Annotated in this window: 13 protein-coding genes; 6 read left to right on the plus strand and 7 right to left on the minus strand. The window is 62.7% G+C overall.

All coding sequences use genetic code 11. The features are described 5' to 3' along the window. Positions 1–57: 57 nt before the first annotated feature. The 3 genes from EHW12_RS27080 to EHW12_RS27090 form a co-directional block, all read right to left on the minus strand. Positions 58–1,320 (minus strand): LuxR C-terminal-related transcriptional regulator, encoded by a 1,263-nt coding sequence (locus EHW12_RS27080; RefSeq protein WP_030536026.1) that lies wholly within the window; start codon positions 1,318–1,320, stop codon positions 58–60. A gap of 22 nt (positions 1,321–1,342) precedes the next feature. Further along, positions 1,343–2,512, minus strand: coding sequence for a DUF4185 domain-containing protein (locus tag EHW12_RS27085; RefSeq protein WP_064074987.1), 1,170 nt, complete (start codon positions 2,510–2,512; stop codon positions 1,343–1,345). A 119-nt stretch (positions 2,513–2,631) separates the two neighbouring features. Further along, positions 2,632–3,258, minus strand: coding sequence for a type 1 glutamine amidotransferase (locus EHW12_RS27090; RefSeq protein ID WP_007730853.1), 627 nt, complete (start codon positions 3,256–3,258; stop codon positions 2,632–2,634). A 209-nt stretch (positions 3,259–3,467) separates the two neighbouring features. Between EHW12_RS27090 and EHW12_RS27095 the strand changes: the two genes are divergently transcribed. The 6 genes from EHW12_RS27095 to EHW12_RS27120 all read left to right on the plus strand — a co-directional run bounded on the left by EHW12_RS27095 (position 3,468) and on the right by EHW12_RS27120 (position 8,802). Next, the gene (locus EHW12_RS27095) at positions 3,468–3,971 is read left to right on the plus strand and encodes a PASTA domain-containing protein (RefSeq protein WP_030536029.1); all 504 of its coding nucleotides are present in this window, start codon (positions 3,468–3,470) and stop codon (positions 3,969–3,971) included. 129 nt (positions 3,972–4,100) lie between these two features. Continuing rightward, a complete protein-coding gene (locus EHW12_RS27100; protein WP_230587515.1) occupies positions 4,101–4,877 on the plus strand; it encodes an amino acid racemase in 777 nt (258 codons plus the stop codon). Between the two features lie 36 nt (positions 4,878–4,913). After that, positions 4,914–5,597 (plus strand): GntR family transcriptional regulator, encoded by a 684-nt coding sequence (locus EHW12_RS27105; protein WP_030536031.1) that lies wholly within the window; start codon positions 4,914–4,916, stop codon positions 5,595–5,597. 61 nt (positions 5,598–5,658) lie between these two features. Further along, the gene (locus tag EHW12_RS27110; RefSeq protein ID WP_003942971.1) at positions 5,659–6,036 is read left to right on the plus strand and encodes a metalloregulator ArsR/SmtB family transcription factor; all 378 of its coding nucleotides are present in this window, start codon (positions 5,659–5,661) and stop codon (positions 6,034–6,036) included. Continuing rightward, complete coding sequence (locus tag EHW12_RS27115; RefSeq protein WP_003942993.1) at positions 6,033–6,629, plus strand: SRPBCC domain-containing protein; 597 nt, start codon at positions 6,033–6,035, stop codon at positions 6,627–6,629. The genes EHW12_RS27110 and EHW12_RS27115 overlap by 4 nt, the downstream gene beginning before the upstream one ends. A gap of 133 nt (positions 6,630–6,762) precedes the next feature. Further along, complete coding sequence (locus EHW12_RS27120; RefSeq protein WP_030536032.1) at positions 6,763–8,802, plus strand: YhgE/Pip domain-containing protein; 2,040 nt, start codon at positions 6,763–6,765, stop codon at positions 8,800–8,802. A gap of 6 nt (positions 8,803–8,808) precedes the next feature. On the opposite strand, the gene EHW12_RS27125 is transcribed toward EHW12_RS27120, so the two are convergent. The 4 genes from EHW12_RS27125 to EHW12_RS27140 all read right to left on the minus strand — a co-directional run bounded on the left by EHW12_RS27125 (position 8,809) and on the right by EHW12_RS27140 (position 13,226). Continuing rightward, positions 8,809–10,008, minus strand: a complete 1,200-nt coding sequence (locus tag EHW12_RS27125; protein WP_116057768.1) for a DUF4185 domain-containing protein — start codon at positions 10,006–10,008, stop codon at positions 8,809–8,811. A 173-nt stretch (positions 10,009–10,181) separates the two neighbouring features. Then, positions 10,182–10,967, minus strand: a complete 786-nt coding sequence (locus EHW12_RS27130; protein ID WP_007730838.1) for a RhlG family 3-oxoacyl-ACP reductase — start codon at positions 10,965–10,967, stop codon at positions 10,182–10,184. Continuing rightward, complete coding sequence (locus tag EHW12_RS27135; protein WP_003943187.1) at positions 10,964–12,163, minus strand: acetyl-CoA C-acyltransferase; 1,200 nt, start codon at positions 12,161–12,163, stop codon at positions 10,964–10,966. Before EHW12_RS27135 ends, EHW12_RS27130 begins: the two co-directional genes overlap by 4 nt. 79 nt (positions 12,164–12,242) lie before the next feature. Next, positions 12,243–13,226: an NADPH:quinone oxidoreductase family protein gene (locus EHW12_RS27140; RefSeq protein WP_042446288.1), complete on the minus strand. Its 984-nt coding sequence runs from the start codon at positions 13,224–13,226 to the stop codon at positions 12,243–12,245. Positions 13,227–13,228: the final 2 nt, after the last annotated feature.

Genomic DNA, 13,228 nt, shown 5'->3' on the forward strand with positions numbered 1-13,228 from the left:
CCCGAAGCAGGTGCCCGCAACCCTGGTCGAACTGACTGACCGACCTGGCCGAAAGGACTAGGGTGCAGGCTTCACGCCGGCCTCCGCGCCCGCGGCGGCCGCCGCACCCCGACTCTCGACGCTCAATTTCCGCAGGACCCCGGCAACATGAAACTTGACTGTGCTCTCACTGACGCCGAGTCGCTCCGAGATTGCCTTGTTGCGCCGTCCGGCCACCAGATGCTCGAGTACCTCGAACTCCCGCGGTGCCAGTTCGGTGAGTACGTCGCGGTTCGGCAGCGCGACTGGGGCGTCGAGCGGGATGGTTGTGCTGATCCGGTTCCCCCACCCGGGCGTCGACTCGGATTCGACGGTTCCGCCCAAAGTCTCTACCCTCGAACGTAATTGGCGTTCCACGTCGATCACATCGGCTTCACCACCACCGTCGTCGCGGATGTCGATCGAGAGCGAAGCCGCGTCGAGGGTCCAGGCCACCCGGATTCGCGAGAGCGTCTGCTGATCCGACAAGGCCAAGACCGCGCCGCGGACGACCGCGCGGGCGCCGTGCGCCACTTCACCGGGTAACCCACGCCCGTCGACGGGTGGCTCCACCAACTCCAACGCGATTTCCCGATGCTTGAGCAGCGAACGCAATTCCCCACGCATCCGCGCAAAAGCGGTGGTGGTCGACTCCTCGGCCAACTCGCGGTGCACGTCGACGGCCGAACGCAGGCCGATCAGGGCCGAAGCCGCAGTCTCCCTGGCCGAGGTTCGAGCACGCGTGTCGTCGAGATCCGCCGAGCGCAGCGTCGCCAGCATCGTCTCGAGGGTGGCCGCATGCACCTCCGTCATCTCTGCCACGGTGCGTGCACGCTCGGACGACGCTGCCCGCGACTCGGCGAGATATGCCGGACTCGCGTTCCGCACCTGGAGCTGAATTCCGGTTGCAGTCACCGCGAACAGTGCCTGGATCAATTCGAGGGATGCCGCCTTCACCGGTCCGGGGTGCGGCGTCAGCACGAGTAGGGTGTCTGTTCGATCGAGCATCGCGAGCACTTCACGGTCCCGGCCGGCGATAGCGCATTTTCCCCGAAATATCTGTCCGACAGTGAGATCCGTGCGGATACGGTCGAGTTCGGCGATGGTCACACGATCGACGACAGCTGGATCCCCGGCAACCTTGCGCGGCCTACCGGTGCACTCACGGGTGAAGATCACCAGAGAGGTGTGCGGCGCCATGTCCGCGATCAGCGTCGAAAATCGTCGGCCGATTTCGGGAAGTGGTCCCACCAACACGTCTCGAAGGGCGGTGATCAGTAGCGCATTGTCGGTGGTGCTCACCGTTCAACGATAACCATCCGGTTCACTGGTGCAGCGTGGTCTTCATGAGCATCACGTTGTAGTCGGACCACGTGGTGGCGAGAAAGTAGAGGTCCTGCCCCTGCGACCAGGGGTGCATGTACGCGCCGTAGAGTCCCGGAACCTCGTCGGTGCCGATCACGACGTCCGGTGCGCTCCACGGGCCGGTCAGGTCCGAGGCCGTCCGCAGCACCAGCGCTCCCCACTCGTTGGAGTACATCGCGACGAACTTTCCGAGATAGTTGTTGTACTGCACCGACAGTTCGCTGACATCCCCGTCGAGAACTACTGCAGCGGCAGCAGGATTGTTGGGGACCCATGCCTTTCCGTCCCAGTATTCGTACGCCGCGACGTCCGCGATGGAGGCTTCCTTGACTCGCGAGAGACGCCCCTCGCCAAAGCGTCCGGCGGGGGTGCCGAAGTTGTAGACGTAACCACCGTCTTTGACGAAGGACCCCATCTGGAAGTTGTCGTTACCTGTCAACGGCAGATTGGGCCGGGACGAGGCCGGTTCGATCTGCCAGGTCTCACCGTTGTCGTGCGAGGACGCGATCTGCGAGAAGTTGGTGACCCACTCGCCCGACCCTCCCCACGAACGTATCGACATGTAGTTGACGTACTGAACGCCGCCCACGGAGATACCCGTCGTCGGAATGCTGCTGGTTTCGACGCCGGTGACTTTCAGACTTCCGATGATCTCGCGCGAGTGATTCGGTCGGTCGGTCGGTGAGGAGTCGATGTTCATGCCGTCGGACAGATTTCCGTCCGAGCTACGGAACAGGACGTTGCTGCGCCAGTCGCCGACCACCCCGGAGCACAGAGGGTCAGATCCGATACCGACGGTGTCACCGAAAGCTGTCAGGACCTGACCTGCGCCGTTGTCCCACATGATGCCCAGATCCGTGCCGAGAACGTTGAACCGCTCGACGGTTTGGTTGGGGCTCAGCGCGCCCGTGATGTACTCGACCGCCGAGGTGCGGCCTTGCAATTCCGGCAGTTTGCCATCCGTGCCGTTGAGCCAGGGAATCGGATTGGTCGGCCCACCTGATTGATCCAAGCTCCCGGTGACATTGCAATCCCACGGGGATGCATTGGCCTGGGTCGCCCCCAAGACCGCGGTCGACGCGAGTACACACGTCACTGCTGCTGTCGATATCTTCCGCATCCGGCGCATCGCTCCCCTTTCGCGGAGGAGATCCGGACTCTACGAGGTGTGTTGCTCGACCGGATCGGTTCATCCACCCACGAGAACACAAGGTAACAGGTAAATCGGTCAATCAGGACAAAACGGGCTTATTCGGTGGAGATGGATTTCAACCATTTCTCCATCACGGCTGCGGCAATCTCGAGTCCCTGCGACTCGGCTGCACTCAACTGCTGCATGAAGATGCGCGGACCGTCCGCTCCCAGCGAAGCATGCAGCGAATCGCGGTACTCGGCCAGTTCCATCCACTCGCGCGCCACCGCGGAGGACGCTTCGAGGTGAAACTGAACGGCGTAACTCTGCTTGTATCGGAAGAGTTGATTCGGATACTTGGCTGAACCAGCGAGCCGCACCGCGCCGTTCGGAATGTCGAAGGTATCCGAATGCCATTGCATTGCAGGAAATGTGGAGGGCAGATCTCCCCACACGGGATCTTGCCGGCCCTCGACAGTCAAGGTGATCTCCTCAACTCCGACTTCAGGCACAGCGCCCGTGTAGACGCGAGCACCCAGCGCCGCGGCGAGCAACTGCGAACCCAGACACACTCCCCACACCGGGACGTCGCTCTCGACCAGATCGCGAATGTATTCGATCTCGGATGCCAACCACTCGACCTCGCCCTGATCGCCGACGCCCATCGGCCCGCCCATCACGATCACGGCGTCGAACCGTCGATGTGCCGGAAGCGGGTCGGTGCCCAGAAGAACAGTCTGCACGTCTCCGTAGCTCTCCAGGACAGGCGAATACGCCGCTGGGGGTTCACACTGCGCGTGTCGTAGTTCCAGAAAATGCATGTAGGCAATTCCTCTCGAATCCGGTGCCGAAAGCCTATGGTTCTATTCGACATAAGGCACATCGACGGCGTCGGATGTGCTCTGCGCTCGAATCTCCGCTTTCATCGCCCCTTTACCGACAAGGAACGTCTGTGCGCGCACCACACCTCTTTTCGACATCGATTCGCCCGCCCTCAACTGCCGTTCGCATCGGACTCAGCGCATTCGCCTTGGCGTCACTTGCCGCGTGCTCAGGAACAAGCACCGACAGCGAGGCCGAATCAACATCCACCGCGACCACCACTGCAACCTCGACAACTCAACCCACGACGACTCAGGCTCCATTGACCACCTCGGTGATCGGTACGACGAATTCTCCACTGGCCACGACCCCAGTCGCCGCGGAAGTGACGCCCGCTGCAGCTCCCGCGGTCATGCCCAACGTCGTGTGCATGAATCTTCAAGACGCACAGGACACCATTCAGTCGGCCGGAGTCTTCTTCTCCAGAAGTGCTGACGCAACCGGCGCGGGTCGACGCCAACTGGTCGATTCCAACTGGATTGTCGTCGATCAGACACCCTCTGCCGGAAGTCCTTTCGGGGAAATCGAAGCCGTGCTCTCGGCCGTGAAGATCGGCGAACCGAACCCCTGCTGATCGGCTGAGTTCTCGAACTTCGCAATTCCGGGAACACTGCGCCTTACTTGACAACTACCTCCGACCTCCTTCACTGTAGTCAACATTACGAGTATCCAATATATTGGATGCGAAAGGTTGGATTGCAACATGAAGGTGCCACGAATACGGCAGAGCGCCAGCTCTCCGGCGTCCATGAGCGACCCCGTCATCGGAATACTCGGAGGCATGGGGCCCGCCGCTACTGCCGACTTCTACTCCAAACTCGTTGCGCTGACACCAGGTTCGACGGATCAGGAGCACCCCAAAGTTGTCATCTGGGCCGATCCCACCGTTCCCGACCGGACATTGGCACTCACCGAGAACGGCCCTGACCCCACCCCCTGGCTGATCCGCGGTGCGCGCGTTCTCCGAGAGTCGGGCGCGACGACGCTCGCCATCCCATGCAATACCGCCCACGCCTTCCTGCCCGCCATCTCGTCCCAACTGGGACTTCCCGTCGTCCACATGATCGACGAAGTCACTCGGCACATCCGGACGCTCTCACCCGCCGTCACATCCGTCGGACTATTGGCCACCACGGGGACGGTCCGCACCGGGTTGTATCAACAATGGCTGTCGGAATACTCGATCGACGTCCTGGTGCCCGGACCTGCGATCCAGGACGAACTGGTGATGCCGGCGATCCGAGCAATCAAGAGCGGCAACGTCGAAGACGAGACCACCGACAAGCTCGTCAGGGCCGCTGATCTTCTCGTCGAATCGGGCGCGCAGGTCGTCGTGGCCGGATGCACCGAGATTCCGCTCGGACTGCCCGCCGACGCCACAACCTGTCAGATCATCGATCCGGCAACAATTCTCGCCCGCGCTCTGCTCCGGCGGGTTGCAGATGCCCGGAGACACCCTTCGATGGTCGTTTCGGGCTGACCTGCAGCGGGGAGGCTGCAGAGTACGATATCCAGTATGTTGCGTGGCGGTAAACCGGTTGAGCGAGCACGAATGAGCGACATCGCTCTCGAACGCATTCGCGAAGCGATCGTCACCGGTGAACTGGCGCCGGGCTCGAAGATCAAGGACAGCGAACTCGCCGAGTATCTGGGACTGAGCAGAACTCCGGTCCGCGAAGCGCTCGCAAGGCTTGTCGACACCGGACTCGTGGAAGCGAAACCCGGTGCGTACACGCGCATCACCACCCTCGACCGCGGCGACGTCGAGGCAACACTCGCAGTCATCGAAGCTCTCGACCAACTGGCCGTCGTCACCGCTGTACCGAATCTCACCGACGAGATGATCGGGGCGATGCGTTCGGCCAACAAGGACTTCGCTGCCGCCGTCAAGCGAAACGACATAGGCCGAGCCCTGACCGCTGACGATCGCCTACACAGCGTCATCATCGATGCTGCGGCGAATCCGCTGTTGAAGAAGCTGATCCACCAAGTGCACCCACAAATTCACCGCATCTACTACCGCAAGTTCTCGAGCCTCCTCGGGAGCCAGGACTCCGTCGATCATCACAACAGGCTGATCAAGCTGTGCGCAGACCACGATGCCGAGTCGGCAGCGACGCTGTCAGCCGAACATCGACGCCATCTCGGCGGGCTGATCGGCGAACTTTTCGACGCCGACGAGTTCGCGCTCTCGGACTGACCGAGTCCGGGTACAAGTTTCGGCGCTTGCCTATATTGGTCATTGCCGATATAAATGACTGGTGCATGCATTCGACGTTCTCGGAGACCCAGTGCGGCGACGAATCATGGAACTCCTGTCCGGCGGCGAGCGCTCGGCGGGTCAGATCGCCGAAGTCGTGGCAGCGGAGTTCGGAATCTCGCAACCGACCGCGTCCGGACACCTGCGAGTACTCCGAGAAAACGGATTCGCCACCGTCCGCAGTGAAGGCACCAGGCGTCTCTATGCCGTCGAGCCCGCGCCATTGCAAGAAGTGGACCAATGGCTCGACGGATTCCGGCAGTTCTGGAGCGGCCCTCTCGACGCATTGGCCACAGAACTCGCACGCGGGAAACGACGCGGCTCGAAGCGGAGCAGATCTTCACAATCGAATTCTTCCGACGAAGGAGACTCACAATGACCGAGATCGCGAACCAGGACACCAGCCTCACCGCGGTGGAGCGGAGCATGGGTAACCGCGACATCGCAGAAGGTTCGGCTCGAACTGCCGTACTCAAGCGCCGCTACAACGCGTCGGTCGACGACGTCTGGGACGCCATCACGACCCCTGACCGCATCAACCGCTTCTTCCTCCCGGTGAGCGGAAACTTCCAGGTGGGCGGCTCGTACGCCTTCGAAGGCCAGGCAAGTGGCGAGATCCTGGCCTGCGACGCCCCACACCTGCTGCGACTGCAGTGGACACCGCCCGGCGATCGTGGATACAGCGATCAGGTCGAGATCCGGCTGACTGCCGACGGCCCCGACGCCACCTGGCTCGAGTTGGAGCACGCCTCCGTCGCCGATGTCTTCCGTAACGACCCGGACACCGGCTGCTACGGCGTCGGAACCGGCTGGGAAGGCCCACTTCACTACCTGGGCGAATACTTGCGCGGCACTCTCCCTGATGCGCCGAGCACCGAGTGGTACACCTTCGACGAAGCAGAGGAGCTTCGTCTGGCCAACTTCCGAGGGTGGGAGTGGGCAAAGATCGAGGCAGAGCACGGCGGCCGATAACGCCCAATTCTTCGAAAACGGTCACAGGATGGCCGTTTGCTTTGTATCGTGACCGAGCTGGACGTATGTCCAGCAGTTTTGGTGGCTCCCTTTCGTGCCACACCTGCTTCGGTCCACGAGAAGAGAGCTCCACATGGCGCCACAACCCGTAGTCGACAACGCGGCCACGACGCGACGCACGCACATCATCCGGACAGTTCTCGCTGTCCTCGTCATCGCACCGCTGTCGATTGCGGCGTTCTACATGTGGGCACTGTGGGATCCGGGCGACACGGTCAACCGCTTGCCCGTCGCCATCGTCAACGCCGATGCGGGCACAGAACTCGACGGAACACGTCTGCAAGCCGGCGATGAAGTTGTTGCCGCGCTCGTCGAGAGCGGAGACGTTGCATGGAAGGTCGTCTCGGAACAGGAAGCCGCCGACGGCGTCAACGACGGCACCTATTACTTCTCGGTCGTCATTCCGAAAACTTTCAGCGCGGATGTGGCCAGTGCCGCATCGGGTTCGGGCCGCAAGGCCGAACTCGACGTCTTGTACAACGACTACAACAGTCTGGTCGCCGGCCCGGTCGGTGAAAGCATCATCGCTCAGGTGCGCTCGGCGGTCTCCGAGTCGATCGGCGAGCAGTCCATCGACCAGGTGCTGGTCGGGTTGGGTGAACTCGGAACAGGATTCGGTGAAGCAGCAGCAGGAGCGCAACAGCTGTCCGATGGATCCTCCGAAGCGCTTGCCGGAACCAACGAGCTCTACGCTGGAAGCAAGGAACTCGCCACCGGCATGGGCGAAGCAAATCAGGGCGGCAAGGAGCTGGCCGCCGGAGCCGGCGAGCTGGCTGCCGGAGCTCGCGAAGCTGCTGCAGGCTCGGGCGAGCTGAGCAGCGGACTCAACCAGTTGGTCGGGGGCACCGACGAACTCGGCGCAGGCGCCCGACAGATCAGCGAAGTGGTCGACATGGTCACCACCCCGGTACTCGACCTCGCGGGGTCCTCGGACGCCGTCGTCGGTCAGATCGACGCCCTCACGTCGATGCTTCGAAACTCGGCCGATCCGGTCTCCGCCGGACTCGTCGAAGCCCTGGGTGGACTGCGGGCTTCCCTGACTGCACAACCGTCGGACGACGACGTGATCGGTCAGCTCGGTCAGCTTCGCGACGGCGCGCGGGAAATCTCGCGGCAGCTCACTGATCCGAGCAGCGACTACCGTGGTGGGCTCCTTGCCGCCGCGGCCGGTGCAGGTGAACTCAACACCGGCCTGGGCCAACTGTCCGACGGTGCAGGCCAACTCGCTACCGGTGCACAGGAACTCTCCACCGGGCTGGGGCAGTTGGACACTGGAAGTATTGCGCTCCGTGACGGTCTCGGGCAGCTATCGGCCGGCGTCGGCGAGCTCGACGCGGGCAGCGCGGAACTCGCCACCGGTTTGTCCGACGGTGCCGCCCAGGTACCGCAGTTCACGGACGACGAGCGCGCCACCACGGCCAATCTCCTCTCCTCCCCGGTTGCCGTCGACGCGCGGAACAACTATCCCGCAGCCGGTTTCGGGCCGGGAGCCGTCCCTGCCGTGATCTCGGTGGCACTGTTCCTGTGCGGAATTCTCACGTGGTTCGTCGTCCGCCCACGACGCGGACGTTCACTGAACTCGCACACCAGCGTGGTACGTGAGGGGCTGCGCCGCTACCGCATTCCCGCCCTGGTCACCTTGGTCGCGGCGCTCGTGTTGTCGGTGGTGTCACTGACCGTGGCAAACGTCGAACCACCTAGTGTTCTGGCGATGATCGCAGTGATGATCCTGGTGGGTGCCGCCGCGGTCAGCTCGGGCAGGCTCTTCACCGTTGTGTTCGGTGCCGTCAACGGAACCTTCATCGCTCTGGGCGCCTTGATGATTCAGATCTTCGCCTTCGGCGCGGTATACCCCATCGAACAGATGCCGACGGTTCTGCAGTGGCTGCACGCTCTGATGCCACTCACGTGGGCGCGCAACGCCATGCGCATGGTCCTTGTCGGATACTACGGCCCGAAATTCTGGGTGGCGGTAATCGCTCTGGCTGCCTTGGTGATCGGAGCCGTCCTGTTCACCATCTGGTGGCGCCGCCGACAAGAACCGCCGACCGACGCCGATGACGACGCGCCGATCACCGAGGAGATCGTGTACCTCCAGCAAACGCAAGCGTGAGCCGGATCAGCGAACGAGCGTCGTACGCATCAACATGACGTTGTAGTCGGCCCACGTGGTGGCAAGGAAGTACAGATCCGAACCACTGGACCACGGGTGGATGTATGCGGCGTAGATACCGGGAACCTCGACCAGATTGACCAGTGTCTCCGGTGCCGTCCACGGACCGACCGGACTGGGAGCGGTTCGCATCACGATCGAACTGAACGCGTCGGCGTACATCGCCACGAACTTGCCGAGGAACTCGTTGTACTGAACGGAGACCTCACCGATGCGGCCGTCCATGACGGGTACGGCCGCAGCGGGATCGGCAAGGATCCAGCCGTTTCCGTTCCAGTACTCGTAGGCGGAAAGATCGAGGATCGCCCCCTCGGGCACGCGAGAAAGTCGAACCTCGCCGGATCGTCCCGCGGGGGTTCCGTAGTTGTAGACGAACCCGCCGTCCTTCACCATCGAGCTCATCTGGAAGTTCTCGCTACCGGCGACGGGGGCGACACCCGGGGGAAGAACCCCACCGATGTTGGGGCGCAGAGTTTCCGGACGAGTGGTCCACGTCTCGCCGTTGTCCGAGGAGGTAGCAATCTGTGAGTAGTTTGTACTCCACTGCCCGGCCTCGCCCCAGTTGCGCACCGACATGTAGCTCAGATACTGCACACCGTTCACTGCGATGCCGCTCGTGGGGATGCTGGAGGCCTCGACGCCCGGAATCTTCAGACCGGAGATGATCTCACGCGCCTGACCGGTACCGTCCTTCGGCGCGCTGTCGATGCGCATCCCGTCGGCGAGTACCCGATCCGAGCTGCGGAAGAGCACATTACTTCGCCACTCGCCCACCAAACCGTCGCAGGTGGGGTTACGACTTAGCCCGGTGGTATCGCCGAAAGCCGTCAGAATCTGCCCCGCACCGTTGTCCCACATGATGCCGAGGTCGGTACCCAGGACATTGAAGCGATCAACTGTCTTGTTGGGACTGTATGTGCCGGTGACTTTTTCGATCGCGGTAGTACGACCGGACAGACCTGGCAACCCTCCGGTGTTGCCGTTGAGCCACGGCGCCGCATTGGCCGGACCACCGCTACTACCGACGCCACTGACTCCGACGCAGCCCGGCGCAGCCATCGCCGGCGAAGCCACCGCCGTGACGGCAGCAGCTGCCAGAGCAGCAACTACCCCGAACACCCCCAACGATCTCCCCGCGCGAAACATGACTCCCCCATGGCCGGGATTGTTGGTGTTGTCGTCGTCGTTCCCCCCGAACCTCGGACAATCTAGCAACTGCAGTCACAGATAACCCAATCAGACAAAGACGCGAAAAGGCCTGAAAGTCATAGTAGTTCAGACTTTCAGGCCTTTTGGGACAGAGGAGATCGGTCAGTAGGTCAGCGCGCTCCGCTCGCACCGCCGTCGAGTGGAATCACCGCGCCGGTCAGATAAGCCCCGGCACGTGAAGCCAGGAAGATGGCAAGACCTGCGGCATCCTGGGGAGTTCCGACCCGGCCCAACGGGACCGAGTCCGCCACAGCCTTTGCACTCTGTTCGTCCTCGAGGAGGAATGCCATCATCTTCGACGGGAACGGGCCCGGCGCAATGGCATTGACCGTGATCTGTTCCCCCGCAAGCGTTGCCGCGAGCTTGCGCGTCAACATGTGCACCGCAGCCTTACTGGCTCCGTACGAGAAGTTCTCCGAACCCGACACCACGAGTCCGTCGATCGATCCGATATTGATCACGCGCGCGGGATCTTCCGCCGTGGCTGCAGACCGCAACTGCGGCAACAGCTTCTGCGTCAGGAGGAAGATTGCCTTGACATTGATGTCGAAAATCTTGTCGAAGCCTGCGGCCGGAAAATCGTCGACGGGAGCTCCCCACGTGGCACCGGCGTTGTTGACCAGTACGTCGAGCGTCGGCGAAATCTCGGCGACCTTCGCAGCGAGGCTCTCGACCCCCTCGTCCGTGGACAGATCGGCCGGATGCGAAATGCAGGTGCCGAACTCCGAAAGCTCTCGCGCGGCTTCGTCACAGGCTTCGGCTTTTCGGGCCGAAATGACGACCGTCGCTCCGCCTTCGACAAACCCGCGAGCGATCATGTATCCGATGCCGCGTGATCCACCGGTGACCACAACGGTCTTGCCACTGACGTCGAACAGTCCCTCGATCAAGCTCATGCGACCTCGAAAAGCCCGGCAGCACCCATACCGCCGCCGATGCACATGGTCACCACCACGAGCTTGGCTCCGCGCCGTTTTCCTTCAAGAAGAGCATGGCCGACCAGACGAGCCCCCGTCATTCCGTACGGATGGCCGACGGAGATACCGCCGCCGTCGACGTTGTACTTCTCGGGATCGATCCCGAGCTTGTCGCGGCAGTACAGGGCCTGAGAGGCGAAGGCCTCGTTGAGTTCCCAGAGATCGATGTCGTCGACCTTCAGGCCGTGAAGATCCAGCAGACGCGGAATCGCGAACACCGGTCCGATGCCCATCTCGTCGGGAGCGCAACCCGCGACAGCCATGCCACGGTAGATACCGAGAGGCGCCAACCCGCGGCGTTGCGCCTCGCCTGCCTCCATCAGCACCGACGCCGAAGCGCCGTCGGAGAGCTGAGACGAGTTGCCCGCAGTGATGGACGAATGAGCACTGACAGTCCCGTCGGCCAGAACCGGTCGCAGACTCGACAGCCCTTCCAACGTGGTGGAAGCGCGGTTGCCTTCGTCGCGGGTCAGCGTCACGGACTCGCTGCGGATCTCACCGGTCTCCTTGTCCTGCACCTGCTTGATCGAGGGCAGCGGGACGATCTCGAGATCGAACCGACCTGCGTCCTGGGCCGCTGCGGTCCGCTGCTGGGAGACGAGCGCGAACTCGTCCTGCTGCTCGCGGGTGACTCCGTAGCGCTCGGCGACGATCTCGGCCGTGTGCAGCATCGGCATGTAGATCGACGGCTTGTTTTCCTTCAGCCACGGATCAGCCGCGCGGAAGTTGTTCATGTGATCGTTCTGGACCAACGAGATCGATTCGACTCCGCCGCCGACCGCGATCTGCATTCCGTCGTCCACGATCTGCTTGGCTGCGGTTGCGATGGCCATGAGACCGGACGAGCACTGACGGTCGATCGTCATTCCGGACACCGAGTCCGGAAGCCCGGCCCGCAGTACCGCTTGCCGCGCGACGTTGCCGCCGGAAGAGCCCTGCTGCAGCGCGGCGCCGAGGATGACGTCCTCGACCTCGCCGCCCTCGAGGCCCGCGCGCTGAACTGCATTCGAAATGGCATGTGCAGCAAGCTCTTGAGCCTGAGTGTTGTTGAACGCGCCGCGGTACGCCTTACCGATCGGGGTACGGGCGGTGGAAACGATGACAGCTTGCCTCATCGGGGAATCCTTTCGTCGAACACGAAGTGCTGTGCGCCTTTATTAACCGCCGGGGGTTAATAAAGGCGCACAGCAAGAATCAGGGCTGGAACACGACGCGACCGACAGTGGTGCCGTCGCCGAGGCGACCGATACCGTCGGCAACGTCCGTCAACGACAACCGCTCACTGATCAGTGGTTTGACGAAGCCGGCATCGGCGAGCCTGGTGAGCTCAACGTGGCAGTCGTCGATGGCCTGCTGGTTGTAGGCCTTGTACAGCCCCCAGTGCAGTCCGATGATCGAATAGTTCTTGATGAGAGCGTGATTGAGTGCCGGCTGCGGGATCGTGCCACCGGCGAAGCCGATGATGACGATCCGTCCCTCGAAGGCGATGCACTTGGTGGACTTCGCGTATGCGTCGCCGCCGACCGGATCGAAGACCACGTCGGCGCCCTTGCCGCCGGTGAACTCCTTGACCGCTGCCACGAAGTCCTCACTGTGACGGTCTACGACGAGGTCCGCGCCGAGCTTGCGCGCGTACTCGGCCTTGTCCGGGCCGCCGACGACACCGATCACCTTGGCGCCTGCCGCCTTGCCGAGTTGCACTGCCGCACTACCGACACCACCCGCAGCAGCGTGGACCAACAACGTCTCACCCTCGAGCAGTTGGGTGCGGCGATGCAGAGCGAACCACGCTGTCTGATAGCCGATGCTCAGAGCGGATGCTTCCGCGTCGTCGAGAGCCGACGGCGCCGGGAACGTGTTGTTCTGATCCAGTACCGAGTACTCGGCAAATCCGCCGGACGGCAGACTCGGATTACCGATCACCCGGTCCCCCACTGCGAATTTGGTCACCGATTCACCGACCGAGACCACTTCACCACACAGTTCGACACCGGGTGTGAAGGGCAGCGGCGGCTTGATCTGGTACTCACCGCGGCACATGAGGACGTCGGGGAAGTTGGCCGGAGCCGCCAGCACCTTGACCAACATCTCCGTCGCATTCGGGGTGGGATCCGCGGTCTCCTCCAGCGCGAGCACATCGCGGGGTTGACCGAGTTCGTTGACGCGCCAAGCCTTCACAG

The sequence above is a fragment of the Rhodococcus sp. NJ-530 genome, from assembly GCF_003860625.1.
Classification (GTDB): domain Bacteria; phylum Actinomycetota; class Actinomycetes; order Mycobacteriales; family Mycobacteriaceae; genus Rhodococcus_F; species Rhodococcus_F qingshengii.

What these genes read in the sequence shown, in the direction of transcription:
- EHW12_RS27085 (WP_064074987.1), bottom strand. Translation starts at nt 2,512, where the DNA reads ATGCGCCGGATGCGGAAGATATCGACAGCAGCAGTGACGTGTGTACTC.
- EHW12_RS27100 (WP_230587515.1), top strand. Translation starts at nt 4,101, where the DNA reads ATGAAGGTGCCACGAATACGGCAGAGCGCCAGCTCTCCGGCGTCCATG.
- EHW12_RS27105 (WP_030536031.1), top strand. Translation starts at nt 4,914, where the DNA reads ATGTTGCGTGGCGGTAAACCGGTTGAGCGAGCACGAATGAGCGACATC.
- EHW12_RS27115 (WP_003942993.1), top strand. Translation starts at nt 6,033, where the DNA reads ATGACCGAGATCGCGAACCAGGACACCAGCCTCACCGCGGTGGAGCGG.
- EHW12_RS27120 (WP_030536032.1), top strand. Translation starts at nt 6,763, where the DNA reads ATGGCGCCACAACCCGTAGTCGACAACGCGGCCACGACGCGACGCACG.
- EHW12_RS27125 (WP_116057768.1), bottom strand. Translation starts at nt 10,008, where the DNA reads ATGTTTCGCGCGGGGAGATCGTTGGGGGTGTTCGGGGTAGTTGCTGCT.
- EHW12_RS27130 (WP_007730838.1), bottom strand. Translation starts at nt 10,967, where the DNA reads ATGAGCTTGATCGAGGGACTGTTCGACGTCAGTGGCAAGACCGTTGTG.
- EHW12_RS27135 (WP_003943187.1), bottom strand. Translation starts at nt 12,163, where the DNA reads ATGAGGCAAGCTGTCATCGTTTCCACCGCCCGTACCCCGATCGGTAAG.